Source organism: Micromonospora aurantiaca ATCC 27029, assembly GCF_000145235.1.
Lineage (GTDB): Bacteria > Actinomycetota > Actinomycetes > Mycobacteriales > Micromonosporaceae > Micromonospora > Micromonospora aurantiaca.
Window position 1 is genome coordinate 4,025,194 of record NC_014391.1, and the last position, 25,822, is coordinate 4,051,015.

Genomic DNA, 25,822 nt, shown 5'->3' on the forward strand with positions numbered 1-25,822 from the left:
AGGCGGGGGGCGCGTACGGCATGGGCGACGGCGACGGGACCGTGATCATCGGGGCGGGGCCGGCCGGGCTGACCGCCGCGTACGAGCTGCTGCGGCACGGCGAGCCGGTCCGGGTCTACGAGGCCGACGACGTGGTGGGCGGGATCAGCCGGACGGTGGAGCGCGACGGCTGGCGCTTCGACATCGGCGGGCACCGCTTCTTCACCAAGGTGTCCCGGGTCGAGGACTTCTGGCACGAGATCCTCCCCGACGAGGACTTCCTGCTCAGGCCACGGATGAGCCGGATCTACTACCGGGGCGCGCTGTTCGACTACCCGCTCAGCGCCGGCAACGCGCTGCGCAACCTCGGCCTGCTGGAGGCGGCGCGCTGTCTGGGCTCGTACGGCCGGGCCCGGCTGCGCCCGCCGAAGGACCAGTCGCACTTCGAGGGGTGGGTGTCGGCGCGGTTCGGCTGGCGGCTCTACTCGATCTTCTTCAAGACGTACACGGAGAAGGTCTGGGGGATGCCGGCGGACCGGTTGCAGGCCGACTGGGCCGCCCAGCGGATCAAGAACCTGTCGCTGGCGACGGCGGTGCGCAACGCGCTGCTGCCCCGGCGCAACCGCACCGACGTGACCAGCCTGATCGAGGAGTTCCAGTACCCGAAGCACGGCCCCGGGATGATGTGGGAGCGCTGCGCCGAGGAGGTGGCCAAGCGCGGCGGCACCGTTCGTACCGGCGTCTGGGTGACCGAGGTGCACCGGGATCCGGCCGCGCGGCGGGCCACCGCCGTGACGGTGGCCGACGCGGGCGGGGAGCGCACCGAGCCGGCTGCGCACGTGATCTCCTCGATGCCGATCTCCGCGCTGGTGCGGGCGATGCGCCCGGAGGCGCCGCCCGAGGTGCGGGCCGCCGCCGACGACCTGCGGTACCGGGACTTCCTGACCGTGGCGCTGGTGGTGCCGGAGGAGTTCTCGTTCCCGGACAACTGGATCTACGTGCACGACCCGGCGGCCCGGGTGGGCCGGATCCAGAACTTCGGCTCCTGGTCGCCGTACCTGGTGAAGGACGGGCGGACCTGCCTGGGGCTGGAGTACTTCGTGTTCGAGGGCGACGAGATGTGGCGGACGCCGGACGCCGAACTGATCGCGTTCGCCACCGCCGAGCTGGAACGGCTGGGCCTGGTCAAGCCCGGGTGCGTGGAGGCGGGCTACGTGGTCCGGATGCCGAAGGCGTACCCGGTCTACGACGAGCGGTACCAGCGCAACGTCGACGTGATCCGGGACTGGCTCGCAGCGAACGTGCCGAACGTGCACCCGGTCGGCCGCAACGGCATGCACCGGTACAACAACGCCGACCACTCCATGCTCACCGCGATGCTGACCGCGGAGAACATCGCGCACGGCGCGGAGCACGACGTCTGGACCGTCAACGTCGAGCAGGACTACCACGAGCAGCGCAGCCCGTCGCGGCACGGCACCGGCCGGGACGCGCCGGTCGTCCCGGCCCGGCGGTGAGGCCCCGGGCGTGAGGTGGTCGTGACGGGCGGCGTTGTGCCGGTCACCTAGCGTGGACCGGGACCGGCCCCCTTCCGGCGTCGCCACCTCCGGGCCCTGCGAGGACTGATGACCTTCAGCATCGGCATCTTCGACCTCTTCACCTACCTCACCCCCGGGTCGCTCTACCTCACGCTGTCCGCCTACCTCGCGGTCCGGCAGGACTGGGTGCGGCTGGACGACCTGAGCCGGCAGCCCACGCCGCTGCTCCTGCTCCTGGCCCTGCTGCTCGCCTACGTGCTGGGCAACGCCACGTACGGCCTCGGTCGTGTCGTCGACCGGGCACTGCCGTTCTGGAACTGGGGCCGATTCGACGCCCGCCGGGTGTTCGCGGAGCAGGCCCTCGGCGCGGCCGGCTCGCGGATGCTCACCGCGCCCTGGGGGGTGCTGCTCGCAGCGGCCGAGTTGCACAACCGGGAGGTGGCCGCCGAGGCGACACGGATGCGGGCGATCGGGCTGATGATGCGGAACGCCACGGTGCCGCTGCTTCTCGGCGCGGTCCTGGCCGTTGTCGAAGCCGGTCGCGGGTTCGGCGGGACCGCGGCGGTCCTCGCCGGGCCGGCTCTGCTCGCCGTCGCGGGTGGCGCCGCCTGGCGGAGCGTCGTGCTGCGGTTCTGGGCCGAGTTGAAGACGTTGGAGATCTGCTTCGTCATCCCGGACATCGAGGACCGGCTCCGCGGTCCGGCCGGAACGGAACCGGCTGAAGGCCCCGGCGCGTGAGGGTGGTCATAACCGCTGGACGACCGCCGCGGCGGTGCTGCTAGCCTTCTGGGCAGGTCATGAGCGCCAGCGCGAAGCCCCGGCTCGCTGGCCGGCAACCCTCCTCCGCGGTGGGGTGCCCCGGGTGAAGACCAGGCACCGGCAGCCGCCGGTGCAAGCGTGGCCTGGCACCCAGGTCAGCACCAGACCAGGGAGACCGATGTCCGCACCACCCTCCACCCCATCCGGCGACGTCGCCGCGTACCCGGCCCGCTTCGCGCTGGTCAAGCGCCGCCATGTCGACCTGATGCGGGTGTGCAGCGACGCCTGTCGCCTCGCGCGCTGAGCGAACGCCACCCTCCTTTCCCCGATCCACCCTTCTCCGGCCCGGCCGTCCGTCCGGCGGGCCGGCGCCGACGCGCACCCCGCGCGTCCATCCACTCTGGAGAGACATCGTGCGTTTCCGTACCGTCCTGACCCGTGCCGTCGCCGTCGGCGCGGCCGCCCTGCTCGCCGTCACCGCGCTCACCGCCTGCGGCAACGACGACACCACCGCGGCCGACAACCCGTACGGCCTGCTCCAGCCCGGCGTGATCCGCGCCGGCACGCTCACCGACGCCCCGCCGAACGTCTTCCTGAAGGACGGCAAGTTCACCGGCTTCGACAACGAGCTGCTGCGTGCCGTGGCCGCCAAGATCGACCTGAAGGTGGAGTTCGTCGGCACCGACTTCTCCGGCCTGCTCGCCCAGGTCAACAGCGGCAAGTTCGACGTGGGCAGCTCCTCGATCACGATCACCGAGGCGCGGAAGAAGACAGTGGACTTCGGCAACGGCTACGACTTCGGCTACTTCGGCCTGGACGTGCCGGCCGGCTCACCGATCACCGGCTTCGACCAGCTCGCCGGCAAGCGCGTGGTGGTGGTCCAGGGCACCGTGCAGGACGACTACGCCACCAAGCAGAACCTCGACCCGGTGCGGGTGCCCGACTACAACAGCGCGATCAACCAGCTCAAGGCCGGTACCGCCGACGCCTGGATCGCCCCGGCCGAGATCGGCGACAAGTCCGCCGCCGACAGCAACGGCAAGATCAAGGTCGCGGCGAAGCAGCTCAGCCCCACCCCGACCGCGTACGCGGTGGCGAAGGGCGACGACAAGCTGCGCGAGGCGCTGAACAAGGGCCTCGACGAGGTCATCGCCGACGGCACGTGGAGCCGCCTGCAGGCCGAGTACTACCCGGGGCGGCCGGTCCCGGCCGACTTCAAGCCGGGCAGCGGGTCGGTGGCGGTGCCGTCGCCGTCGGCCGCCTCCTGAACCGGTAACCGAGCACGAGCGGGGCGGACGGAGCGGACATGGATCCACTGAGCACGCTGTGGGAGACGTTCTTCGACTGGGACTCGATGCGCGAGGCGCTGCCCGAGATGCTCACCGTCGGGCTGCCCAACACGCTCACCCTGGCGGTCTCCGCCGCCCTGCTCGGCTCGGTGCTGGGCATGCTGCTGGCCGTCGCCGGCATCTCGCGTACCCGATGGTTGCGGTGGCCGGCGCGGGTCTACACCGACGTGTTCCGCGGCCTGCCGGCCGCGGCGACCATCCTGCTCATCGGCGTGGGCCTGGCGCCGCTCGGCATGCAGGTGTGGGGCCCGAACCCCTATCCGCTCGGCGTGCTGGCGCTGTCCCTGATCGCCGCCGCCTACCTCGGTGAGATCTTCCGGGCCGGCATCCTGAGCGTCGAGGCCGCCCAGTTGGAGGGCGCGCGGGCGCTCGGCTTCTCGTGGGGTGAGGCGATGCGCCTGGTGATCATCCCGCAGGGAGTACGCCGGGTGCTGCCCGCCTGGGTCAACCAGCTCATCGCGCTGATCAAGGACTCCAGCCTGGTCTACTTCCTCGGCCTGCTGGCCAGCCAGCGGGAGCTGTTCCGGATCGGGCAGGACTACGCGGCCAACACCGGCAACCAGTCCGCGCTGCTGCTGGCCGGGTTGTTCTACCTGGTGCTGACCGTGCCGCTGACCCACGCGGTCAACTGGCTGGACCGGCGCCTGCGGCAGGGCCGCCCCGCCGCGCCGCCCGAGCCCGACACCGAGCCGGCCGACCTCACCCCGTCCGGAAAGGACCCGCGATGACCACCACGACCTCGGTCAGCCTGGCCGTCCGCGACGTGCACCTGGCCTTCGGCGCGCACCGGGTGCTGCGCGGCGCGGACCTCGACGTGGCCCGGGGCCGCGCGGCCTGCGTCATCGGCCCGTCCGGCTCCGGCAAGTCGACGCTGCTGCGCACCGTCAACCGGCTGATCGAGCCGGACCGCGGTGACGTGCTGCTGGACGGGCGCAGCGTGCTGCGCGACGACCCGGACGCGCTGCGTCAGCGCATCGGCATGGTGTTCCAGCAGTTCAACCTGTTCCCGCACCTGAGCGTGCTGCGCAACATCACGCTGGCGCTGCGCAAGCTCAAGAAGCTGAGCGAGGACGAGGCGGTGGCGCTGGCCCGCGCCCAGCTCGACCTGGTCGGCCTGGCCGGCAAGGCGGACGCGCGGCCCGCGCAGCTCTCCGGCGGCCAGCAGCAGCGCGTCGCCATCGCACGGGCGCTCGCGCTGCGCCCGCAGGTGATGCTGTTCGACGAGGCGACCAGCGCGCTGGACCCGGAGCTGGTCAAGGGCGTACTGGCGGTGATGGCGGACCTGGCCGCCGCCGGGATGACGATGGTCGTGGTCACCCACGAGATGGGGTTCGCGCGCAGCGTCGCCGACACGGTGGCGTTCATGGACGCGGGCGTGGTGCTGGAGGCCGGGCCGCCGGAGGCGGTGTTCGAGGCACCGGAGCACCCGCGGCTGCGGCGCTTCCTGTCCCAGGTGCTCTGACGGACCTGCGGCCTCAGCCCTTCACCGCGCCGATCAGCACGCCCTTGACGAAGTGCCGCTGGATGAACGGGTAGACAGCGACGATCGGGGCGACCGTCAGCACCACCACCGCCATCTTGATCGCCTCGGTCGGCGGCATGGTCACCCCGCTGCTCGCGCCGGAGGTGTGCGGGGCCTGCCCGGCCAGCAGGTAGCTCTGGAGCACCCGCTGGATCGGGTACATGTCGTTGCGGTCGATGAACAGCAGAGCGTCGAACCAGACGTTCCAGTAGCTGACCGCGTAGAACAGGCCGACCACGGCGATCACCGCGCGGGACAGCGGCAGCACGATGCGCGCGAGCGTCCGGAAGTCGCTCGCGCCGTCGATGCGGGCGCTGTCCAGCAGTTCCGACGGGATGCCCTGGAAGAACCCGCGCACCACGACCAGGTTGAACACGCTGATCGCCGGCGGCAGGACCAGCGCCCAGATGGTGTCCTTCAGGCCCAGCCCGGTGACCACCAGGTAGCGCGGCACCAGCGGCGGATAGACCAGGAACGGGATCAGGAAGTACGCCAGCAGCCAGCGGTGGCCCAGCGAGCCCGGCCGGGACAGCCCGTACGCGGCGAGCACGGTGACCGTCAACGCGATGGCGGTGCCGATCACGGTGACGAGCGTGCTGATCCACAGCGCCCGGGTGACCGCGCCACCGGCGAAGATGGTCTCGTACGCGGACGTGTCGATCCCCCGGGGCACGACCACCAGGCCGCCGGCCCGCGCGATGGTCTCCCGGGAGGAGAGGCTGGTCACCAGGATCACCCAGAGCGGGAACAGCACGCCCGCCACCAGCAGTGTGAGCGCGACGGCCTTGAGCCCCTGGCCGACCGGGGTGGGCGGTTCCTGCCACACCGGCCGGCGGGATCGGGTGCCGGACGCCCGGCGGATGAGCGTGGTCATGACTTCGAGTAGATCCCTCGTTCGCCGAGCATGTGCGCCACGCGGTTCGCGGCCAGGATCAGCACCAGCCCGATGACGGCCTTGAAGAGTCCGGCCGCCGCGCCGTAGCCGTAGTTCCCGGTGGCGATGGAGAAGTGGTAGACGAAGGTGTCGAGCACCTCGGCGGCCTGCCGGCCGACGGCGTCGCGTTGCAGCAGGAACTGCTCGAAGCCGACCGAGAGCGCGTCGCCCAGGCGCAGGATGAGCAGCAGCACGATCACCGGGCGCAGGCCGGGCAGCGTGATGTGCCACAGCCGCCGCCACCGGCCGGCGCCGTCCGCGGCGGCGGCCTCGTAGAGATTCTGGTCGATGGTGGACAGCGCGGCGAGGAAGACGATGGTGCCCCAGCCGACGTCCTTCCACACCGCCTCGACGGTGACCAGGACGATGAACGTGTCCGGGTTGGTCATCACGTTCCACGGTTGCATCCCGGCCTCGCGCATGCTCTGGGCGAGCAGCCCGGCGCCGCCGAGCATCGCGACGAAGAACGTGACCACCAGCACCCAGCTGAAGAAGTGCGGCAGGTAGACGATCGTCTGGATCAGGCCGCGCAGCCGGCTGGACATCAGGTTGTGCAGCGCGATGGCCAGCAGGATCGGCAGCGGGAAGAAGAAGACGAGCTGGAACGCGGTGATCGCCAGCGTGTTGCGGAACGCGTCCCAGAACGCCGGGTCGTCGAACAGCAGCTGGAACTGCCCGAAGCCGATCCAGTCGCTGTGCAGGAACGCCTGCCACGGGTTGTCGCCCAGGTACGGGTTGTAGTCCTGGAACGCGATCACGTTGCCGGCGATCGGCAGGTAACTGAAGATTAGCAGCACGAGGAAGCCGGGCACCACCATGGCGAGCAGTTGCCAGTCCCGGCGCAGCCGGGTGCGCAGCGGCACCCGGCGGCGGGACGGGCGACGGCGGGGCGGACGGCCCGGTGGGGCCGGCGCGTCCGGCCGGGCCCGTTCGGGCCCGGCCAGGACGGCCGGCTCGTTCACCGGCCCTCCTTGGGCAGCGAGTCGGCGAGCAGTTTGCGGGCCTCCTCGCCGCCGTTCGCCTTCCACTCCGCGACGATGGCGTCCACGTCGCTCAGCGGTCGGCGACCGCGCAGCACGTCGGTGAACTTGTCCTCGGTGGGCACCTGGTTGGCCTTGTAGGCCGCGGGCATCTCCAGCTTCACCCCGGCCCAGGGGTTGGGCTCCATGTGCTTGACCATCTCGTTGGAGTACGCGAGCACGTCCGGCACGAAGCGCGGGGTGTCCGGGAACGGCCCGATGGTGGGGTTGCGGCCGCTGATGAAGAAGTACTGGTTGGCGATCTCCTTGAACGCCAGGTCGGTCTTGACGGGACCGTTCGGCGACGGGGTGTGGTGTTTGCCCGCGACGCCGAAGTCCCGTAGCTGGGCCTCCTGGCTGCCCAGCGGCGCGGAGCACCAGTTGATGATCCGCAGCAGTTCCTGAACCCGGTCCTTGCCGAGGCCCTTCTTGACGAAGGTGTAGGAGATCGGCTCGTCGTCGCCCCAGACCAGCGGGTCGCCGCCGGTGGCGGAGAAGATCGGCACCGGCTGGATGTTCAGCCTGGGGTTGGTCTTCTGGTGCTCGGCCTGGGCGCCCTGCCAGAATCCGACGCCGTCCTGGTGGAACACGATCGCGCCGTTCTTGGCGAACAGCTGCTTGGCGTCCGCGCCCTTGCTGGCCACGATGTCCGGGTGGACCAGGCCGTCCGCGTAGATCTTGGCCATGACCTCCAGTGCGCGGCGGAACTCCGGGGTCTCGTACTTGAACTCGGGGGTGCCGTCGGGCTTGACCCGCCACCCGCCCTTGTGGCCCGGCACCTTGTGGAACATCTGGATCATGGCGAAGACGTCGTTGAACGCCCACACCTTGCGCGCCGGGTCGGTGACCTGCTTGGCCACGGCGAGCAGGTCGTCGAGGTTCGCCGGCACGGCCAGGCCACGCGCGTCGAGCAGGTCCTTGCGGGTGAACAGCGCCCAGGGGAACGGCCCGTCCGTGGGGTTCGGCACGGACATGATCCGCTCGTTCCAGACCGCGCGCCGCCAGGCCCCGGTGGGGAAGCTCGCCAGCATCGGGTACGCGCCGGCGGCGTCGCCCTTGAGGTGGTCGGTCAGGTCCTCGAAGAGCACCTTGATCGCCTCGGCGAAGCGCGGGATCTTCTCCACCTCCCACCCCGGCACGCACAGCAGGTCCGGTACGTCCCGCGCGCCGAGCATCGCGTTGAGCTTGTCGGCGTACGTGGCGCCGTCCTGGATGGTGAAGTTGACGGGCACGCCCAGCTCGGCGTTCACGGCCTGGAGGTAGGCGCTCTGCGCGACTCCGGGCGGCGCCGGCCCCCAGGCGGGGGTCATCGCGGTGACCTGCTTGCCGCTGGTGCCGGGCTTGTCGGTGATGGCGTCGACGAGGTTCGCCGGATAGCGGGTGTAGCCGTCGGGCACCGGACGGGTGCCCACGATGTCGGGCTTGACGGCGCCGGGCAGGTCCTTGCGGGTGGGCAGCAGGCCGGAGACGGCGTCGAGGTCCTGGGCGGTGCCGGAGCCGGCCGGCTTCTCCGAGCAGCCGGCGAGCAGCGGGCCGGTGGCGGTGGCGGCCACGCCGAGGCCGACCAGGCCGAGGAAGCGGCGGCGGGAGGAGCCCGGGTCGGGGTGGTGCGCGGTCATCGGTCCCCCTTCGGGAAGGGAAGCGCAGTGGATTAGTTCGTATGGATGGTCAACAAACTAATCACGTCGATGAGCTTGCACAAGGGCGGACCGGATCGACACGGCGGTCAGGCCGGGCAGCGGTCGGACAACGCGTAGCGGGTGAGGACCACATCGCCGATCTGGCGCACCTCGACCACGCGCGCGCGGCGCCCCGGGTGCCACGGGAAGTGGCCGTCCCCGACGAAGCGCGGCGCGCGCCCGTCCCCCACGAAGAACGGCGCCACGACCAGGTGCAACTCGTCGGCCAGGCCGGCGGTCAGGAACTGGCGGTGCACCGAGCCGCCGCCCTCCACCATCAGGCGCGCCACCCCGCGCCCGGCCAGGTCGGCCACCACCGCCTCCGGAGTGGCCGGATCACCGGCGTCCACCACCGTGGACACCGCGCCCACCTGCTCGCGGGCCTTGTCCACCACGCCGCTCGGGCAGTACACCAGCTTGAGCCCGTCACCGGCGGTGAAGAACCGGGCCTGCGGATCGAGGTCGCCGCTGCCGGTGACAGTCACCTTCACCGGCGACGGCGGCAACCCGCGCGCCACCCGCTCGGCGCGCCGGCGCTCGCTGCGCACCAGCAGGCGAGGGTCGTCGCGGCGGACGGTGGCCGCGCCCACCATGATCGCGTCGCACCCGGCCCGGGTCGCGTCGACCCGGTCCAGGTCGTCGTCGTTCGACAGCAGCAGCCGCTCGGTCGTCGCGTCGTCGATGTAGCCGTCGATCGACATCGCGCAGCTGAGCAGCACGTACGGGCGGGTCGTCACGGCACGAACGGCAGGTCGAGGGCATGGTCGGCGCGGGTCACCTTGGCCGCCAGATAGCCCGCGTTCGCCGGTGACAGGTGCACACCGGTGGACACCCGGTCGGCCACCGTCACGCCCAGCCGTTCGAGCTGCGCCGCCTTGTCCGGGTTGTTGCTGAGCAGGGCCACCCGGTCCACGCCCAGCGCGGCGAGCATCTGCGCGGCCACCGTGTAGTCGCGCTCGTCCGCACCGCGCCCGAGCGCCAGGTTCGCCTCGTACGTGTCGAGGCCGCCGTCCTGGAGGGCGTACGCGTCGAGCTTGGCGTACAGGCCGATGCCGCGCCCCTCCTGCCGCAGGTAGAGCAGGTAGCCACCGGCCTCGGCGATCCGCTCGACCGCCTCGCGCAACTGCGGGCCGCAGTCGCAGCGCTGGCTGCCGAACACGTCCCCGGTGAGGCACTCGCTGTGCGGGCGGACCAGCGGCGGGTCGGCTTCGGCGTGCTCACCGAGCCCGAACGCCAGGTGCTCGCGGCCGTCGACGAGACCGTGGAAGGTGTGCACGCGGGCCGTGGTCACGTAGCCGTCGGGGAACCGGAGCGGAACCGTCACGCGGGTCCGGACCGTCGCGGTGGGCAGCGTTTCGTCCATGGTTCTCCTGTCCTCCGGTCGCCGGGCGGACCCGGCGACGCACACCTCGCTCCCCCACCGTAGGCGGGATCACCGACAGTTGCCGGGCTCGCGCCGAGGCATCCGCCGTGCCAGCAGCACCGCGGCGCCGGGAAGGCTGGCCACGAGGACCAGCGCGCCGTACACCGTGCCCGTCGCCACACCCTGCGCGGCGGTCAGCCCGGCCGAGGCGAACGCCCACGCGGCCACTCCCTCGCGCGGCCCGAAACCACCGACGTTCAACGGCACCGCCATGGCCAGCAGGGCGAGCAGCGTCAGCGGCAGCAGGTGCGACAGCGGTGCCTCCGCGCCGGCCGTGCGGGCCGCCACCACGAACGTGGCCAGGTGACCGGCGAACACCACGGTCGAGGCGACCACCACGCCGGCCCAGGTCCGGCGGCCGAGCACCCCGGAGCGGACGTCGGCGACAGCCGTCCGGGCGGCCCGGGCGAGCCGGGACGCCCCGGAGCGGGGCACCGCGCGGGCGGCGAGCACCAGCGCCAGCGCGACCACGGCGAGCACGGCCGCGAGGGCCGGCAGGTACCGGCGCACCGGCGACGGGAACGCGGCGAGCAGCGCCACCGCGATGACCACCTGCACCACCTGCCCGGCGGTGCGCTCCCACACCACCGCCCGGACGCCGCGGGCCACGTCCCCGGCGTCGCGGCCGTGCCGTACCGCCCGGTGCACGTCGCCGAGCACGCCGCCGGGGAGCGTGGAGTTGAGGAAGACCGCCCGGTAGCAGTGCGCCACCGCGGCGCGCATCGGCAGCCGTACGCCCAGCCCACCGGCTACCAGCGACCAGCGCCAGGCGCAGCAGACGGTGGTGATCACGCCGATGCCGAGCGCGGCGGCCAGCGCCGGCGCGTCGATCAGCCGCAGCCCGGCCAGGAACGGGCCGGTGCCCACCGAGGCGACGAGCGCGGCGAGCACCGCCAGCCCGAGCAGCGGGCGTACCCAGGCTCCGTTCAGCCGGGCCCGGCGTGGCCGGATCGGTACGGATGCGACGGCCGGTACGGGTCCGGCGACGGCGACGTGTGACAAACGGTCCTCCCTTGTTCCCACCGGTTGTCACGTGCCAGCAGCCGGTACGGTTCAGCCGGCGAGCAGGTCGGCGTGGTGCAGCACCACCTCGAGCCGGCCGGCGGCGGCCTCGGTGAGCCGCCACTTCTGATACGTCGCGGCGGGCCCGGACAGATGCGGTCGTTCCTCGACCGCCGCGTCGACCCAGCCGGTGAGCCACTCCGCGGCCAGTTCCGCCTGCTCCGGGCCGAGCCGCCACGGGGTCGGCCGCACGAGCGTCTCGACGCCGTGACGGCGGAACGCGGCCACCGTGACGTCCACGGCGTCCGGCCCGAGCAGGACCCGGCCGTCGACGGTACGACGCTGGTGGGCGTTGAACGCGGCGGTCAGCTCGCCGTCCAGCGGGTCCGGCGGGGTGAACTCGGCCCGTCCGGTCACGGTGAGCGCGAACAGCGTCGGGTGGCCGGCGCAGGCCGCCGCCATCCGCTCGACCTCCTCGGCGGTGAGCATGTCCAGCAGCGCGGACGCGGTGATCAGGTGGGCGTCGGCCAGGTCGGCGGCGGTCAGCCGGGTGACGTCGGAGCCACGCGTGGTCACCGAGACCTCGGTGCCGTCGGCGGCGGTGAGCCGTCCGGCCCGGGCCAGCGCCAGCAGGTCCGCGTCGCGTTCGTGCAGCACCCAGCGCTGCGGGCCGGGCAGCCGGGGCGCGAGCCAGCGGGCCATCGAGCCGGTGCCGCTGCCCAGGTCGTGCACGACGATCGGCCGGCCGGCGGGCAGCCGGTCGCGGACCGCGTCGGCCAGCTCGGCGCTGCGGGCCGCCGCGTCGGCGGGCTCGCGCAGTCGTAGCCAGTCCGCGAAGCCGGGCGGGAGTGAGGTGGTCATGCCGCGGTCGCCTCCTTGAGTGCCGTCGCCAGCCGGTCCACGGTGACCGGCCAGCCGGTGAGGGTGTGCCGCCGCTGCCGGGCGGCGCGGCGCAGCCGGTCCCGCAGGCCCGGGTCGGTGAGCCAGCGGCGCAGCGCCGCGGCGGTCGCGCCCGGGTCACCCGGCGGCACCAGCAGGCCGGGTCGCTCGCCGCCGGGGGCGTGTCCGAGCGTGTCCGGCAGGCCGCCGGTGTCGCTCGCCAGCACCGGTACGCCCCGGGCCAGCGCCTCGGTGACCACCATCCCGTACGTCTCCCGCCGGGAGGGCTGAACCAGCAGATCGGCTGCCGCGTACGTGGCGGCCAGGTCGGGTCCGGTGCGCGGACCGGTGAGCCGGACCCGGCCGGCGAGACCGGTAGCGGTGAGCCGTCCGCGCAGCCGGTCGGCGAACGCGCGGTCCCGGTCCGTCGGACCCACCCAGTCGCAGGTCCAGTCCAGGTCGGCCATCTCGGTGAGCGCGGCGGCGAGCACGTCGTGGCCCTTCACCGGGGTGACCGCCGCGACGCAGAGCAGCCGTCCCCCGCCGGGCGTGCCGTCGGCGACGGGCGCCGGGTCGACGCCGGGTGGCGCGACGGTCACCCGTTCGGGGCGCAGCCGGTAGCGGTCGAGCAGCCGGTCGCGGGTCCACGCGCTGGTGGCGACCACTGCGGTGGCCGCCGCCAGCGACCGTGCCTCCGTCTCGCCCTCGATCGGCAGGTGCACCAGGATCACCAGGCGCAGCCGCGCGGCGTGCGGGGCGAGCACGTCCGGCACGGTCGAGGCCACCAGGCCGTCGAGCAGCACCGGGACGCCGTCGGGCAGCCCGCCGAGCAGTCCGGCCAGGTCGGCGCGTTCCCGTGGCCCCGGGTGTGGCCAGCCGCCGGGAACCTGGTGTTCGCGTACCGTCCACCCGCGCGCGGCCAGGCCCCGGCAGGCGTGCCGGTCGTAGGCGTTGCCGCCGCTGGGGTCCGCCGGGTCGTCGATGTCGCCCGGCAGCACCACGTGGACGGCTGTCATCCGGTCAGAGCGACCGCTCGTAGCTCGCCCACGCGATGTGCGACTCGTGCAGGGTGACGGTGATCCCGGCGAGCCCCCGCGCGCCCTCCCCCAGCCGGCCGGCGTGCACGGCGTCGGCGAGCCGGTCGGCGATCGTCCGCGCGAGCACCTCGGTGGTGGTGTTCACCCCGGCGAAGGCGGGCTCGTCGTCGAGGTTGCGGTAGTTCAGCTCGGCGAGCACGGCCTTGAGCTGCTCGGTGGCCAGCCCGATGTCGACCACGATCCCGTCGTCGTCCAGCTCGGCGCGGCGGAACGTGGCGTCGACGACGAACGTCGCCCCGTGCAGCCGCTGCGCCGGGCCGAAGACCTCGCCGCGGAAGCTGTGGGCGACCATCATGTGGTCCCGGACGGTCACGCTGAACACGATCACTCCTCGCCGTAGGTGATGAGATGACACAGCGCCGGCAGCTCGCCCGAGGCGAGCCGGTCCAGCACGTCGGGCAGGTCGTCGAAGCGGGACCGGCCGGTGAGCAGCGCGTCGAACGCCGGGTCGGCCAGCAGGTCGAGGGCGAGCGCGAGCCGGTCGGCGTAGCTGCGGTCGGCCCGCCGGGGCGACACGGTGCCGACCTGGCTGCTGCGGATGCCCAGCCGTCGGGAGTGGAACGCGCCGCCCAGCGCCAGCGTGACCGGCCGGTCGCCGTACCAGCTCAGCTCCAGCACCGTGCCCTCGGGGCGCAGCAGCTCCAGGCCGCGTTGCAGCCCGTCGGCGGTGGCGCTGGCGTGCACCACCAGGTCGCGCTCGCCGGTGGCGTCGGCGGGCGTGGCGAAGCCGGCGCCGAGCGCGGCGGCCACCCTGGCGCGGGCCGGATCGGCGTCGACGAGTTCGACGCGTACGCCGGGGAAGCGGGCCAGCAGCGCGGTCACCGCGCAGCCGACCATCCCGCCGCCGATCACGGTGACCCGGTCGCCGACCAGCGGAGCGGCGTCCCAGAGCGCGTTCACAGCGGTCTCCACGGTGCCGGCCAGCACCGCGCGCTCGGCCGGTACGCCGTCCGGCACGACGGTCACGGCGTCGGCCGGGACCACGTACGCGCTCTGGTGCGGGTAGAGGCAGAAGACGGTACGGCCGAGCAGCCGCTCGTCGCCCGCCTCGACGGTGCCGACGCTGAGGTAGCCGTACTTGACCGGGGCCGGGAAGTCGCCCTCCTGGAACGGCGCGCGCATGGCGTCGTGCTGGTCGGCCGGGACGCGGCCGGTGAACACCAGCGTCTCGGTGCCGCGGCTGACGCCGGAGAAGCGGGTCCGGACCAGCACCTCGCCGGGGCCGGGGGCGGCGAGCCGGACCGGCCGGATCTCGCCCTCGCCGGGGGCGCGGAGCCAGAACGCGTGGGCGTCGACCGTCACGAACTCTCCTCTTCCCCGCATTCCGACCGAGTTGTCGATCATAAACACGGAAGCGGGGCGTCCGCGGTTCGAACCGCCCGCGACCCGATGCTCAGGCGGCGCGCCGGCGCTGCTCCGTACGCCAGGTCTCCGGATCGGCCCGGTCGGCGTGGCGGTCCCCGGCCAGTTCCATTGCCCGGTGGGCAGCGGTCAGCGCGTCACACGGCGCCACCTGACCGTCACACAGCAGGCTCTCGCACCGGCCGGCCTCGTCGGGCCGGTGGGCGACTGCAACGTCGTACGCGGCCCGCCAGAGCAACGGGTCGGTGACTCCCCGTGGCAGGTCGGCGTCCAGACTGGACCTGTTGCGGATCGTGTCGGGCACCGTGTCCCCCTTTGCGTCGTCGCTACCGTCCCAGTGACCGGTTGAGCGCAGATCAAACCTCTCACCTGCGGACACGTCGCGACCAGCGGTGTTTGTCACGCCGGATAGGCGCGCGTCTCGGCTGCCTTCACCGCCGCCCAGACCGCGCGGCCGGGGATCAGTCCGAGATGGGCCGCGGCGGCGGGCGTGACGTCGGCGGCGACCTCGACCGGCCCGGCCAGTTGCACGCGCAGGTTGTCGCCGTGGCGTTGCACGCCGCTCACGGTGGCGGCCCACACGTTGCGCGGGCTGCCCTCCGGCCGGGACGGGTGCAGCGCGACGGCGGCCGGCGGGTACGCGACGAACGCCTCACCGTGGACGGTGTCGGCGGTGGTGAGCGTCAGCTCACCGACGGTCACGGTGTGTCCGTCGGCGCGGCCGCGGTGCAGGTTGAGGCCGACCAGCCGGGCCACGTAGTCGGTGCGCGGCCGGGCCGTGACGGTTGCGGCGTCGCCCTCCTGCACCACCCGGCCGTGCTCCACGATGACCAGTCGGTCGGCGAGCACCAGGGCGTCGAGGGGGTCGTGGGTGACGAGCAGCGTCGCGCCGGGGTGCGCGCCGAGGTGGCGCTGGAGTTCGGCGCGGGTGTCCAGCCGGGTCCGGGCGTCGAGCGCGGCGAGCGGCTCGTCGAGCAGCAGCAGCGCCGGGTCGACGGCGAGCGCGCGGGCCAGCGCGACCCGCTGCGCCTGCCCGCCGGAGAGCTGCCGGGGCCGGCGCCGGGCCTGGTCGCCGAGGCCGACCCGGTCCAGCCACTCCTGGGCCCGGGTGCGGGCGGCGCGCTTGTCGGCGCCCCGGCGGCGCGGCCCGAACGCCACGTTGTCCAGCGCGCTGAGGTGCGGGAACAGCAGGTAGTCCTGGAACACCACGCCGACCGGCCGCCGCTCCGGCGGCGTCCACACCCGGCGGTCCGGCCGGTCCAGGTCGGCGCCGCCGAGCGTGAGGTGACCGGCGGTGAGGGGGTGCAGCCCGGCGAGCACCCGCAGCGCTGTGGTCTTGCCGGCGCCGTTGGGGCCGAGCAGCGCCACCACCTCACCGGCGGCGATGCGCAGCCGCACGTCGAGGGTGAACCCGTCCCGCTCGGCGACCAGATGCGCGTCCAGCACACTCATGTCGTCCCGACCCATTTGTCGCGCAGGGCGGCGAGGATGACCACGGAGACGGTGAGCAGGATCAGGCTCAGCACGATCGCGGCCTGCAGGTCGGTCTCCAGCGCCAGGTAGACCGCCAGCGGCATGGTCTGGGTGCGGCCGGGATAGTTGCCGGCGAACGTGATGGTGGCCCCGAACTCCCCGAGCGCGCGGGCCCAGCAGAGCACCGCCCCGGCCGCCACGCCCGGGGCGACGAGCGGCAGCGTGACCCGGGTGAAGGTGGTGAACCGTCCGGCGCCGAGCGTGGCGGCGGCCTCCTCGTACCGGGGGTCGGCGCCACGAAGCGCCCCCTCGACGGCGATGACCAGGAACGGCATGGCCACGAACGCCTCGGCCAGCACCACCCCGGCGGTGGTGAACGGCAGCGTCACCCCGAACGTCTCGTCGAGCCACGACCCGACCAGCCCGCGCCGGCCGAAGACCAGCAGCAGCGCCACGCCGCCGACCACCGGCGGCAGCACCAGCGGCACCGTGACCAGCGCCCGGACCAGCCGCCGGCCGGGGAACTCCACCCGCGCCAAGAGCCAGGCCAGGGGTACGCCGAGCGCCACGCAGAGCAGCGTGGCGACGGTGGCGGTCTCCAGCGACAGCCGCAGCGCGGTGAGCACACCCGGCTCGGCCAGCCGCTGGGGCAGCGTGGTCCAGGGCGCCCGGAGCAGCAGGCCGGCGAGCGGCAGGACGAGGAAGGTCAGGCCGAGCCCGGCGGGCACGAGCAGGGCGATCGGCACCCGCTGCCGGCGTACGGTGCGGCTCATGCGCCGGGCGGCGCCTGGAACCCGGCGGCGGTGAGCACGGCGAGCCCGGCGTCGGAGCGGACGAAGTCGACGAAGGCGCGGGCGCCGGCCGGGTTCCCGGCGGCGCGCAGCACCACGATCGGGTAGTCGTTCACCGCGCGCGCCGACTCGGGGAACTCGACCGCGTCGAGCCCGGGTGCGGCGCGGACGTCGGTGCGGTAGACCAGTGCCGCGTCGACCTCGCCGAGACGCAGCTTGGCCAGCGCTCCCTTGACGTCCTGTTCGAGCGTGGCGGGGGTGAGCCGCACGCCCGCGGCGTCCAGGGCGGTACGCGCGGCGGCGCCGCAGGGCACCTGCTCGGCGCAGAGCGCCACCTTGACGCCGGGGCGGGCGAGGTCGGCCAGGCCGCCGACCCGGGCCGGGTTACCACGGGGTACGGCGACGACGAGCTGATTGCGGACCAGCACAGCAGGTTCGCCGTCGGCGTCACCGGCGTCGGTGACCGTCTTCATGGTGGCCGGGGACGCGGCCGCGAACACGTCGGCGGGTGCGCCCTGGGTGATCTGGGTGGCGAGGCCCGAGCTGCCGCCGAAGTTGAACGTGACGCTGCTGCCCGGGTGGGCGGCCTCGTACTCCTTGCCGAGCGTGGTGAACGACTCGGTGAGCGAGGCGGCGGCGAACACGGTCACCGGGCCGGCACCGTCGGGACCGGCCGGTTCGTCCGCGCCGCCACAGGCGGTCAGGCCCAGCGCCCCCACCAGCGCGGCGGCGAGCGCGGCGCGGATCCACCGTACGGTCACGGACTTGTCCTTCCCCTGGGGGTGGTGGCGGGGGCGCGCTCGACCACGACGGTGGTCGACTTGATCACCGCGACGGCGACGGAGCCGACCTGGAGGTCGAGGTCGTCCACGGCCTCGCGGCTCATCAGCGACACCACACGGAACGGCCCGGCCTGGATGTCCACCTGGGCCATCACGGTGTCCTTGACGACGGCGGTGACGATGCCGCGCAGCCGGTTGCGGGCCGAGGACAGCTCGGGGTGGCCGGGCGCGCGGACGAACGCTGCCACGTCGGCGCCGTCGAGCACCCGGTGGCCGTGCTCGTCGCGGGTGGCCGGCAGCTTGCCGGCGTCGATCCAGCGGCGGACCGTGTCCGCGCTGACCCCGAGCAGTTCGGCTGCCTCACCGATCCGGAACACCGTCACGCGCTCACCCTAGCGGCCCGCAGGTGCAAGCCGGAAGGGGCATGGTGGCTCGCATCCGCGAGCCGTGATGCGCCGCGGGAACCGGAACTGCGGTTCAGTCGGCCGGGGTGATCCGGACCCGCCGCAGCAGCTGGGCGTTGAGCGCCACCACGATCGTCGAGGCGGACATCAGCACCGCACCCAGCGCCGGACTGAGCGCGACCCCCGCCCAGGCGAGGACACCGGCGGCGAGCGGGATCGCCACCACGTTGTAGCCGGCCGCCCAGGCCAGGTTCTGCCGCATCTTCCGGTACGACGCGCGGGACAGCCGGATCACGCCGCCGACGCCGCGCGGGTCGGAGCCGGCGAGCACCACCCCGGCGGACTCGATCGCCACGTCGGTGCCGGCGCCGATGGCCAGCCCGACGTCGGCGCGGGCGAGCGCCGGTGCGTCGTTGACGCCGTCGCCGACCATCGCCACCGTCAGTCCCCGGCCGCGCAGCTCGGCCACCGCCTTGTCCTTGTCGGCCGGGAGCACCTCGGCGAAGACCTCGTCGACGCCGGGCCGGAACCCGAGGTCGGCGGCGACCGCCTCGGCGACCGGGCGCGCGTCGCCGGTGATCATCACGATCTTGCGTACGCCGAGGTCGCGCAGCTCGGCCACGGCGGCCCGCGCCTCCGGGCGGACCTGGTCCTCCAGCCCGAACGCGGCGGTCACCTCCGGCGGGCCACCCTCGGGCAGGCGGACCAGGTGCAGCACCGCGGCGCCCCGGCCCGACCACTCCTGCGCGGCCCGGGCCAGGTCGTCCGGCACCGCGGCGTCGAGTTCGCGCAGCAGCGCCGGACCGCCGACCGCCCAGTCCACGCCGTCCACAGTGGCGCGCACTCCCCGGCCGGTCAGTGCCCGGAAGCCGCGCGCGGCGGGACGGGCGCCGCGGGCGTCGGCGGCGGCGACCAGCGCCCGGGCCAGCGGGTGCTCGCTGTCGGCCTCCACCGCGCCGGCCAGTGCCAGGGCGGCCGTCTCGTCCGTCCCGCCGGTGGTGGCCACCCCGGTCACCGTGTGCCGGCCGGTGGTGAGCGTGCCGGTCTTGTCGAACAGGACCGTGTCGACGGTGCGCATCCGCTCCAGCGCGAGCCGGTCCTTGACCAGGATGCCGGCGCGGGCCGACAGCGCTGTGGACAGCGCCACCACCAGCGGGATGGCCAGGCCGAGCGCGTGCGGGCAGGCGATCACCAACACGGTCACGGTGCGTACCACCGCCTGGTCGGGGTCGCCGAGCAGCGCCCAGACCGCGAACGTCGCGAGGCCGGCGAACGCCGCCAGGTAGAACAGCAGCGCGGCGAACCGGTCGGCGAGCACCTGCGCGCGCCCGCCGGAGGCCTGCGCCTCGGCGACGAGCCGCCCGATGCCGGCCAGCGCGGTGTCCGCGCCTACCGCCTCGACGCGTACCCGGAGGGTGGAGTCGGTGGCGACGGTGCCGGCGACCACCCGGTCCCCGGCGGCGCGGGCCACCGGCCGCGACTCCCCGGTGATCATCGACTCGTCCAGCTCGGCGGCGCCCTCGACGATCCGGCCGTCGGCCGGCACCCGCCCGCCGGGGCGCACCAGCACCAGGTCGCCCACCCGCAGCTCGCCGACCGGCACCGGATGCGGCCGCCCGGCGTCGTCCAGGCGCTCGGCGTCGTCGGGCAGCAGCGCCGCGAGGGCACCGAGCGCGCCGCGCGCCTGCCCGACCGCCCGCATCTCCTGCCAGTGCCCGAGCAGCATGATGGTGACCAGCGCGGCCAGCTCCCACCAGAAGTCGAGGTCGAACAGGCCGAGGCTGGTGGCGGCCGAGGCGAGGTACGCGACGACGATCGCCATCGAGATCAGCAGCATCATGCCGGGGGCACGTTCGCGCAGCTCACGCAGCCCGCCGGTGAGGAACGGCCAGCCGCCGTACGCGAACACCACAGTGCCGAGCACCGGGCCGACCCAGCGCACGCCCGGGAACTCGAGCGAGTAGCCGAACCAGTCCATCACCATGTGGCTGGTGGCGACGATCGGTACCGTCAGCGCCAGGCTGAGCCAGAATCGGCGGCGGAACTGCTCCGGGTCGTGCCCGGCGTGCGCGCCGTGCCCGCCGCCGTGGTCGTCCTGACCGCCGCCGTGGCCGCCGGTGTCGTGGCCTCCGTGGTGGCCGGTTCCGTGCTCCATCGGGCGTCACCTCCACCCGCCACCATACCCCCTGGGGGTAACCGCCGGCGTCCGGTCGGCGCGGTGGTCAGCGCTGGGGGCGGGCGCCGACGCTCGGCCGGTCCGCCGGAGGACGGCCCTGCCAGGGCCAGCGGCCGTCCAGCTCCACCTCCAGCGAGAAACTCAGGAACGTGCGGACCAGCACGATCAGCGCCAGCACGCCGACGCTGGTGAAGGTGGGCGACACCGCCACCGTACGGATGATGTCGCCGCCGACCAGGAACTCCAGGCCGAGCAGGATGGCCCGGCCGACCCCCTGCCGGTACGCCCGGTAGTGCGCGACCACCTGGCGGGTCCGGGCGCAGCGCACCGCGAACACCGCCGTGGCGACCGCGACGCCGACCGCGATGACGAGCACCCCGGCCAGGTCGAGCAGTGCCCCGACGTGCTGGACGATCTCCTTCGTCGGCACCCGGCACCCCCGCACCAGCCTGACCCGTCGGCCACGCCCGCGAGCGGGTTTGCCGGTCGGGCAGCCGGTGGGGGGACGTCCGGCCGGGACGGCGGGGCGGGTGCGCCGCCGTCCCGGCCGGCCCGGTCACTGCCCGATGGCGGCCTGCGGCCCGGCGTACGTGCGCAGCAGTGCGGGAACCTGCGCGGCGGGGTCGAGGCGGTAGGAGTAGAAACTCGACGGGGTGAACGCCGAGCCGCCGGTCTCCCGCTGACCGGTGCAGCCGACGCAGACGCTGCCGCTCTGGCGTAGTTCCGCGGTGTCGTCCCGGTAGTAGGGGTCCTTCACGTTCTCGTAGTAGCTGTTCTCGATCACCAGCTTGGTACGGCCCCGGGAGTAGTTGCCGTACCCCCTGATGTTCTGCAGGTAGTTGTTGAAGAAGTGGGCGTACTGGACGTTGTCGGTGCTGGGATTGCGCACGTTGGTGTCGTGGATCCAGTTGTGGTGCATGGTGATCCGGGCGGTGACGTTGTCCGTCCAGCCGATGCCGAACGCCTTGTTGCCCTCGGCGATGACGTTCCAGGACACGGTCAGGTTCGTGGTGTCCTTCCGGCTGTCGATAAGGCCGTCGTTCATCCGCGTGATCGTGTTGTGGTCGATCCAGATCCGGTTCGCGGTGTCCATCTGGATGCCGTCGTAGTCGAAGTCCTTGTCGTCCGGGTCGTCCGAGGCCACCCGGGTGTCGCGGATGGTCAGGTTGCGGATGATGACGTTGGCGGTGCCGGCGCCGAGGTGGAATCCGCCGTTGACGATCTGCCCGTTCCGCCCGACTCCGACGATCGTCTTGTTCGAGCCGACCGGGATCTCCCGGCCGTACGGGCTGACCGTGATCGCCGCGCCGACCCGGATGACGTACGGCGTGCTGGACGCCGCGTACCGCTCCAGGTCGGCCTGGCTGGTCACGGTGACCGTGGCGCCGGCCGCCCCGCCGGTGGTGCCGGCCGCGCCGGCGAACCCGTCCGGCGCGTTCGAGTACGGCACACCGGCCGGCGGCGTGGTCGGCGTCGGGGACGGCGCGCCGGTCGTCGGGGTGACCCCGCCGGTGCAGGCGGTGCCGTTGAGCGTGAACACCGTGGGCGCCGGGTTCGTGGCGCCGCGCGAGCCGGTGAAGCCGAACGAGACGCTCCCCCCGGCCGGCAGGGCGGCGTTCCAGTCGACGTTCGTCGCGGTGACGCTCGACGTCCCGGCCGTAACGGTGGCGTTCCACGACTGGGTGACCTGCTGGCCGGCCGGGAACGTCCAGGCCAGCCGCCAGCCGTTCACCGCGTCGCCCAGGTTCGTGATCGTCACGTCGGCGTTGAAGCCGCCGCTCCACTCGCTGCTGACCCGGTAGTCGACCCGGCAGCCGGCCGCCGCCTGGGCGGTGACCGCGGTGACCGCGCCGAGCGCCGCCAGGGCCGCGGTCGTGCCGAGCACCAGCGCGGTACGCCAGGGCCGGCCCTTCTTCGTGACAGTCATGCCGTTCTCCAACATCGTGATCACAACGGGTTCCACCCGTCGGTGCCGGCGAGGTATCTCTGCGGTGTGTAGGTGGCGGCCTGGGCGTCGCTGAGCTGCGGCCGGTTGCCGTTGACCGTCGCGCCGGGGCCGGTGTTGCGGTATTCGGAGAAGCGGGCGTTCTGCCAGGTGGCGTCGCCCATGTTCGTCCACGGCTGGGCGTTGCGGACCGTGCCGCTGAGCGTGGACTCCCGGTAGAGCACCTGCGCGCCCTGGCGCCACGGCCGGCCGAGGGTGGTGTTGTTGTTCCCGGTGCCGGTGATCGTCGACCGGTAGAACAGGAAGCCGTACGTCTTGGCGGCGTCCGTGCTGGCGGCGGTGACGGTGCCGCCGCTGGAACGCTTCTCGTGGATGGTGCAGGCGTGGAAGACGATCGTGCCGCCGCCGAAGATGAAGTCGGTGGTGCCCTCGACGTAGGAGTCGACCACGTACGCCCGGGTGCGGTCGTTGACCAGGAAGGTGTCCTGATCACCGAGGAGGCGTACGTTGCGCAGCACCGCACGGTCGGCGTTGAGGTGCAGCGCTACCGCCTGCTGGCCGCTGGTCACCGAGCCCTCGTCGAAGTCGTTGGCGATGGTCAGGTTCTCCGCCACGAAGTCGGACCCGTCGACGAACATGCTGGCGCTGCCGGAGGTGCCGCTGCTGTTCGCCGAGTTGTTGAAGACGATCACGGTGTTCGCCGGCGACGTGCCGAGTCCCCGGAAGGTGATGTGGGGTTTGTTCGACGGCACCCGCACCACCTGGCGGTAGGTGCCCGGCTTGATGGTGACGACCCGCCGTGTGGTGTTGTTCGCCGGCACCGCGTCGACGGCCTCCTGCACGGTGCGGTAGGTGCCGGTGCCGTCGGCCGCCACGGTCGCCGTGCCGGTCGGCGGCGGTGACGTCGGCGCGGCGGTGGGCGTGGGCGAGCCGGACGAGCCGGTGCAGGTGACGCCGTTGAGCGTGAACGTGGCCGGGCTCGGGTTCGTGACGCCGTTCCAGGTGCCGTTGAACCCGGCCTCGACGCTCGCGCCGGTGCCGATGGTGGCGTTCCAGTCGACGTTGGCCGCGACCACTGACGCGCCTGTCGAGCTGGTGGTGAAGCCCCACGCCTGGGTGACTGACTGCCCGGCCGGGAACGTCCAGCCGAGACGCCAGCCGGTGAGGCTGTCGCCGAGATTCCGGATGGTGACGGCGGCGGTGAAGCCGCCGGCCCACTGCGCGGTGACCCGGTAGCCGACCTGGCAGCCCGCGGCGGCCTGGGACGGGCCGGCGGTGGCGACGCCGACGGCGGCGGTCGCGGTGGTGGTGACGAGGACGGCGAACAGGGCCGCCGCCCGTCGTCGGACGAGATGTCTCACGGTTCTCCCCGGGGATCCTGGGTGTGCGGTGTGTCGGCCTCCGCCGTCACCGCCATCGCTGGCGGCGGCCCTCACGGCGGCAGCCGGTGCCCGGTGACGGATGCTGCCCGGCTACCCGTCACCACACAGACGGGGCGGTCCGGCCGCGACAACGCTTTTTCTCGCGCCGGTTTTCCGCCGGGCGCCTCAGCGGGCTGTCAGGTCGGCGCCGACCCGGGTGCCGGTGCCGAGGTAGCCGGTGGACGGCAACGTCCCGTCGGCGCGGCGCGGGCCCTCGGCCGTGCGCGGGTCGGTGGACCGCAGCCGGGCGGCGCTCCAGCCGTCGTCGTCCCACGAGTTTCCGGTGGCGGCGACGCGCTCACCGCCCCGGGCCGGCGTCCGGTTGTCCAGGGCCAGGTTCCACCGGGTCGTGCCGCCGGCGCCGGTCAGGTCGAAGCCGGCGCCACCGTTGCGGAACGCGGTGTTGCCGGTGAGGTCGATCCGGCCGGCGTTGGCCTCCACACCGAATCCGTGTCCCCGGTTGCCCCAGGCGGCGTTGTCCCGCACCCGGTGACCGGCCGGGACCGGTTCCCCGCCGCCGAGCGAGAAGCCGTACCCGTTGCTGTCCCAGCCGGTCACGCCCCACCGGTTCTGCCCGTTGCCGTAGGACCAGTTCCGCTCCACGGTGACCGGGTCGGCGAAGCCGCCGAGGTCGATGCCGTCGTCGGCGTTGTGGAAGGTCCGGTTGCCGCGCAGCACGTTGCCCGCGCCGTCGCCGAACTTGACCGCGAGCCCCACGCCGGCGCCGCCCGGGTCCGCCGGGTCGTAGCTGCGGAAGAAGTCGCTGTCGAGCACCTGGTTGCCCACTGTGCCCGGGTCGCGCAGCGTCAGGCCGGAACGGGCGTTGTCGTGCACGGACAGGCGACGGAACACGGTGTGGGAGCAGGCCCGGCAGACCCAGGCGTGGCTGCGGGAGCCGCGTACCTCGATGTCCTGCACGGTCCACCAGGCGGTCCGCTGGGTGACGGCCCAGGCGTCCGCGGGCACCGCGGCGGCGTCGAGCACCGGCCGCTCGCCCCGGTATGCGCTGAGCACGATGCGCCGGTCCGCCGTGCCGTCCGTACCGATGGTCACCGGTTCGGTCATCCGGTACGTGCCACCGCGCAGGGCGATGGTCTGGCCGGGCCGGACCACCTCGGCCGCCCGGTTCAGCGTGGCGTACGGACGGCGGAGGCTGCCGTCGCCGTCGTCGCTGCCGTCCGGGGCGACGACGATGTCGGCGTCGGTCACGCCGGTGAGCGCACGCGACGGACGCGGCGACGGGACGGCGGACGGGGCGGTGGACGGCGTTGCGGCGGCCGACGGCCCGTCCCGGACCGGGAGCGTCGGCGCGGCGGCCACCACACCGTCCCGGCCGTCCGGCTCGTGGCGCACGGCAAGGGTGAGCGCGGTGACGGCCAGGACCGCGACCGTGCCGGCGGCGACCGCCGCCTTCGACGACAACGCCCGCCGCAGGCCGCCCACCGCGGCCGGCGCCACGGGCGGGACCGCCACCACCGCCGGTTGCGCTTCGAGCGCCGCGCGCAGTCCGGCGGCCAGGCCGGCCGGCACCGCCAGCCCGGCCAGGCCGGGCAGGATCTGCTCCGGCGTGCCGCGGCGTTCGCCCGCGGCGAGGCAGGCCGGGCAGGCCAGGACATGCCGGCTCAGCCGTTTGCGCCACAGCGGCACGAGCGTGCCGTCCCACGCCCGGGCGGCGACGGCCAGGCCGGGGCAGCGCGGCCGGGCCCGCCACGCGGCCAGGACGGTGTACGCCTGCGCGAGCCGGGAGCGCATCCGCTGGATCCGGACCGCCGCGTGGGAGGCGCCGACCCCGAGTGCCTCGCCCACGTCGCCGCGGGTCAGCTCCCCGTCCAGCTCCCGCCACCACAGCGCGAGCACCTCACGGTCGTCGGCGTCGAGCCAGGCGACCGCGGAGAGCACGTCCCGTCGCCGGGCGTCCCGGTCCACCTCGGACAGGGCCGCGTCCGCGGTGTCCGCGTCCGGATCCGGCATCTCCGCGTACGGATCCAGCGGCACCTGGCGGGCCCCGGCCCGGCGGCGGGCGTGTTCGCGGACCTGGCGGATGGCGATGGTGACCAGCCAGGCGCGGAACCGGTCCGGCTCGCGCAGCGTGGGCAGCCGCTCGACGACGCGGAGCATGACCTCCTGCACCACGTCGTCGACGTCGGCGTGCCCGGCCAGCGCGCGTCCGACCACGTTGTACACCAGCGGCAGATGGGCGGCGAGAAGCGCGGTGAGCGCGGCCCGGTCACCCTGGCGTGCCGCCGTCACCAGTTCGACGTCCACCGCCGCCGTCACGGCGCACCGCC

General features: G+C 73.6%; 26 protein-coding genes and 1 riboswitch. Of the genes, 6 read left to right on the forward strand and 20 right to left on the reverse strand.

The window, feature by feature from the left end; all coding sequences use genetic code 11:
* Positions 1-20 precede the first annotated feature (20 nt).
* From MICAU_RS17910 to MICAU_RS17930, 6 genes are all read left to right on the forward strand, one after another.
* The gene (locus MICAU_RS17910) at positions 21-1,496 is read left to right on the forward strand and encodes an NAD(P)/FAD-dependent oxidoreductase (protein ID WP_013286750.1); all 1,476 of its coding nucleotides are present in this window, start codon (positions 21-23) and stop codon (positions 1,494-1,496) included.
* 108 nt (positions 1,497-1,604) lie between these two features.
* The gene (locus MICAU_RS17915; RefSeq protein ID WP_013286751.1) at positions 1,605-2,255 is read left to right on the forward strand and encodes a hypothetical protein; all 651 of its coding nucleotides are present in this window, start codon (positions 1,605-1,607) and stop codon (positions 2,253-2,255) included.
* Between the two features lie 55 nt (positions 2,256-2,310).
* A riboswitch (SAM riboswitch) is annotated at positions 2,311-2,421 on the forward strand.
* A gap of 33 nt (positions 2,422-2,454) precedes the next feature.
* Positions 2,455-2,580, forward strand: a complete 126-nt coding sequence (locus tag MICAU_RS33480) for a hypothetical protein (protein ID WP_013286752.1) — start codon at positions 2,455-2,457, stop codon at positions 2,578-2,580.
* Between the two features lie 109 nt (positions 2,581-2,689).
* Complete coding sequence (locus MICAU_RS17920; RefSeq protein ID WP_013286753.1) at positions 2,690-3,544, forward strand: ABC transporter substrate-binding protein; 855 nt, start codon at positions 2,690-2,692, stop codon at positions 3,542-3,544.
* 38 nt (positions 3,545-3,582) lie between these two features.
* On the forward strand, positions 3,583-4,353 hold the full coding sequence (locus MICAU_RS17925) for an amino acid ABC transporter permease (protein WP_013286754.1): 771 nt from the start codon (positions 3,583-3,585) through the stop codon (positions 4,351-4,353).
* Complete coding sequence (locus MICAU_RS17930) at positions 4,350-5,087, forward strand: amino acid ABC transporter ATP-binding protein (RefSeq protein ID WP_013286755.1); 738 nt, start codon at positions 4,350-4,352, stop codon at positions 5,085-5,087. Before MICAU_RS17925 ends, MICAU_RS17930 begins: the two co-directional genes overlap by 4 nt.
* A 13-nt stretch (positions 5,088-5,100) precedes the next feature.
* Here the strand turns inward: MICAU_RS17930 and MICAU_RS17935 are convergent, their stop codons facing one another.
* The 20 genes from MICAU_RS17935 to MICAU_RS18030 all read right to left on the reverse strand — a co-directional run bounded on the left by MICAU_RS17935 (position 5,101) and on the right by MICAU_RS18030 (position 25,811).
* Positions 5,101-6,021, reverse strand: a complete 921-nt coding sequence (locus MICAU_RS17935; protein WP_013286756.1) for a carbohydrate ABC transporter permease — start codon at positions 6,019-6,021, stop codon at positions 5,101-5,103.
* Positions 6,018-7,043: an ABC transporter permease gene (locus tag MICAU_RS17940; protein ID WP_013286757.1), complete on the reverse strand. Its 1,026-nt coding sequence runs from the start codon at positions 7,041-7,043 to the stop codon at positions 6,018-6,020. Before MICAU_RS17940 ends, MICAU_RS17935 begins: the two co-directional genes overlap by 4 nt.
* Complete coding sequence (locus tag MICAU_RS17945) at positions 7,040-8,719, reverse strand: extracellular solute-binding protein (RefSeq protein ID WP_013286758.1); 1,680 nt, start codon at positions 8,717-8,719, stop codon at positions 7,040-7,042. Before MICAU_RS17945 ends, MICAU_RS17940 begins: the two co-directional genes overlap by 4 nt.
* Before the next feature lie 107 nt (positions 8,720-8,826).
* Complete coding sequence (locus MICAU_RS17950) at positions 8,827-9,516, reverse strand: RibD family protein (protein ID WP_013286759.1); 690 nt, start codon at positions 9,514-9,516, stop codon at positions 8,827-8,829.
* Complete coding sequence (locus tag MICAU_RS17955; RefSeq protein WP_013286760.1) at positions 9,513-10,142, reverse strand: GTP cyclohydrolase II; 630 nt, start codon at positions 10,140-10,142, stop codon at positions 9,513-9,515. Before MICAU_RS17955 ends, MICAU_RS17950 begins: the two co-directional genes overlap by 4 nt.
* A gap of 69 nt (positions 10,143-10,211) precedes the next feature.
* Positions 10,212-11,153, reverse strand: coding sequence for a lysylphosphatidylglycerol synthase transmembrane domain-containing protein (locus tag MICAU_RS17960; RefSeq protein WP_174361799.1), 942 nt, complete (start codon positions 11,151-11,153; stop codon positions 10,212-10,214).
* 102 nt (positions 11,154-11,255) lie between these two features.
* Positions 11,256-12,065 (reverse strand): small ribosomal subunit Rsm22 family protein, encoded by an 810-nt coding sequence (locus MICAU_RS17965; RefSeq protein ID WP_013286762.1) that lies wholly within the window; start codon positions 12,063-12,065, stop codon positions 11,256-11,258.
* A complete protein-coding gene (locus MICAU_RS17970; protein WP_013286763.1) occupies positions 12,062-13,099 on the reverse strand; it encodes a glycosyltransferase family 4 protein in 1,038 nt (345 codons plus the stop codon). The genes MICAU_RS17965 and MICAU_RS17970 overlap by 4 nt, the downstream gene beginning before the upstream one ends.
* A gap of 4 nt (positions 13,100-13,103) precedes the next feature.
* The gene (locus MICAU_RS17975; RefSeq protein WP_013286764.1) at positions 13,104-13,502 is read right to left on the reverse strand and encodes a 6-pyruvoyl trahydropterin synthase family protein; all 399 of its coding nucleotides are present in this window, start codon (positions 13,500-13,502) and stop codon (positions 13,104-13,106) included.
* Positions 13,503-13,504: 2 nt separating this feature from the next.
* Positions 13,505-14,524: a zinc-dependent alcohol dehydrogenase gene (locus MICAU_RS17980; RefSeq protein WP_377625499.1), complete on the reverse strand. Its 1,020-nt coding sequence runs from the start codon at positions 14,522-14,524 to the stop codon at positions 13,505-13,507.
* A 49-nt stretch (positions 14,525-14,573) separates the two neighbouring features.
* Complete coding sequence (locus tag MICAU_RS17985; RefSeq protein WP_013286766.1) at positions 14,574-14,846, reverse strand: hypothetical protein; 273 nt, start codon at positions 14,844-14,846, stop codon at positions 14,574-14,576.
* Between the two features lie 95 nt (positions 14,847-14,941).
* Positions 14,942-15,994, reverse strand: coding sequence for an ABC transporter ATP-binding protein (locus MICAU_RS17990; RefSeq protein ID WP_013286767.1), 1,053 nt, complete (start codon positions 15,992-15,994; stop codon positions 14,942-14,944).
* On the reverse strand, positions 15,991-16,788 hold the full coding sequence (locus MICAU_RS17995; RefSeq protein WP_013286768.1) for an ABC transporter permease: 798 nt from the start codon (positions 16,786-16,788) through the stop codon (positions 15,991-15,993). The genes MICAU_RS17990 and MICAU_RS17995 overlap by 4 nt, the downstream gene beginning before the upstream one ends.
* Complete coding sequence (modA, locus tag MICAU_RS18000) at positions 16,785-17,567, reverse strand: molybdate ABC transporter substrate-binding protein (protein ID WP_013286769.1); 783 nt, start codon at positions 17,565-17,567, stop codon at positions 16,785-16,787. The genes MICAU_RS17995 and modA overlap by 4 nt, the downstream gene beginning before the upstream one ends.
* The gene (locus MICAU_RS18005; RefSeq protein ID WP_013286770.1) at positions 17,564-17,971 is read right to left on the reverse strand and encodes a TOBE domain-containing protein; all 408 of its coding nucleotides are present in this window, start codon (positions 17,969-17,971) and stop codon (positions 17,564-17,566) included. The genes modA and MICAU_RS18005 overlap by 4 nt, the downstream gene beginning before the upstream one ends.
* A 94-nt stretch (positions 17,972-18,065) precedes the next feature.
* A complete protein-coding gene (locus tag MICAU_RS18010) occupies positions 18,066-20,147 on the reverse strand; it encodes a heavy metal translocating P-type ATPase (protein ID WP_013286771.1) in 2,082 nt (693 codons plus the stop codon).
* A gap of 67 nt (positions 20,148-20,214) precedes the next feature.
* Positions 20,215-20,598, reverse strand: coding sequence for a DUF1622 domain-containing protein (locus MICAU_RS18015; RefSeq protein ID WP_013286772.1), 384 nt, complete (start codon positions 20,596-20,598; stop codon positions 20,215-20,217).
* Positions 20,599-20,724: 126 nt separating this feature from the next.
* Positions 20,725-22,095, reverse strand: a complete 1,371-nt coding sequence (locus tag MICAU_RS18020; protein ID WP_013286773.1) for a cellulose binding domain-containing protein — start codon at positions 22,093-22,095, stop codon at positions 20,725-20,727.
* Between the two features lie 20 nt (positions 22,096-22,115).
* The gene (locus MICAU_RS18025) at positions 22,116-23,474 is read right to left on the reverse strand and encodes a pectinesterase family protein (RefSeq protein ID WP_013286774.1); all 1,359 of its coding nucleotides are present in this window, start codon (positions 23,472-23,474) and stop codon (positions 22,116-22,118) included.
* Positions 23,475-23,660: 186 nt separating this feature from the next.
* On the reverse strand, positions 23,661-25,811 hold the full coding sequence (locus MICAU_RS18030; RefSeq protein WP_013286775.1) for a sigma-70 family RNA polymerase sigma factor: 2,151 nt from the start codon (positions 25,809-25,811) through the stop codon (positions 23,661-23,663).
* Between the last annotated feature and the right edge of the window lie 11 nt (positions 25,812-25,822).

Excerpts from the sequence above, each read along its gene's own strand:
- MICAU_RS17910 (WP_013286750.1), top strand. The coding sequence starts at position 21 with ATGGGCGACGGCGACGGGACCGTGATCATCGGGGCGGGGCCGGCCGGG.
- MICAU_RS17915 (WP_013286751.1), top strand. The coding sequence starts at position 1,605 with ATGACCTTCAGCATCGGCATCTTCGACCTCTTCACCTACCTCACCCCC.
- MICAU_RS33480 (WP_013286752.1), top strand. The coding sequence starts at position 2,455 with ATGTCCGCACCACCCTCCACCCCATCCGGCGACGTCGCCGCGTACCCG.
- MICAU_RS17925 (WP_013286754.1), top strand. The coding sequence starts at position 3,583 with ATGGATCCACTGAGCACGCTGTGGGAGACGTTCTTCGACTGGGACTCG.
- MICAU_RS17930 (WP_013286755.1), top strand. The coding sequence starts at position 4,350 with ATGACCACCACGACCTCGGTCAGCCTGGCCGTCCGCGACGTGCACCTG.
- MICAU_RS17935 (WP_013286756.1), bottom strand. The coding sequence starts at position 6,021 with ATGACCACGCTCATCCGCCGGGCGTCCGGCACCCGATCCCGCCGGCCG.
- MICAU_RS17945 (WP_013286758.1), bottom strand. The coding sequence starts at position 8,719 with ATGACCGCGCACCACCCCGACCCGGGCTCCTCCCGCCGCCGCTTCCTC.
- MICAU_RS17955 (WP_013286760.1), bottom strand. The coding sequence starts at position 10,142 with ATGGACGAAACGCTGCCCACCGCGACGGTCCGGACCCGCGTGACGGTT.
- MICAU_RS17965 (WP_013286762.1), bottom strand. The coding sequence starts at position 12,065 with ATGACCACCTCACTCCCGCCCGGCTTCGCGGACTGGCTACGACTGCGC.
- MICAU_RS17970 (WP_013286763.1), bottom strand. The coding sequence starts at position 13,099 with ATGACAGCCGTCCACGTGGTGCTGCCGGGCGACATCGACGACCCGGCG.
- MICAU_RS17980 (WP_377625499.1), bottom strand. The coding sequence starts at position 14,524 with ATGATCGACAACTCGGTCGGAATGCGGGGAAGAGGAGAGTTCGTGACG.
- MICAU_RS17990 (WP_013286767.1), bottom strand. The coding sequence starts at position 15,994 with ATGAGTGTGCTGGACGCGCATCTGGTCGCCGAGCGGGACGGGTTCACC.
- MICAU_RS17995 (WP_013286768.1), bottom strand. The coding sequence starts at position 16,788 with ATGAGCCGCACCGTACGCCGGCAGCGGGTGCCGATCGCCCTGCTCGTG.
- MICAU_RS18010 (WP_013286771.1), bottom strand. The coding sequence starts at position 20,147 with ATGGAGCACGGAACCGGCCACCACGGAGGCCACGACACCGGCGGCCAC.
- MICAU_RS18020 (WP_013286773.1), bottom strand. The coding sequence starts at position 22,095 with ATGACTGTCACGAAGAAGGGCCGGCCCTGGCGTACCGCGCTGGTGCTC.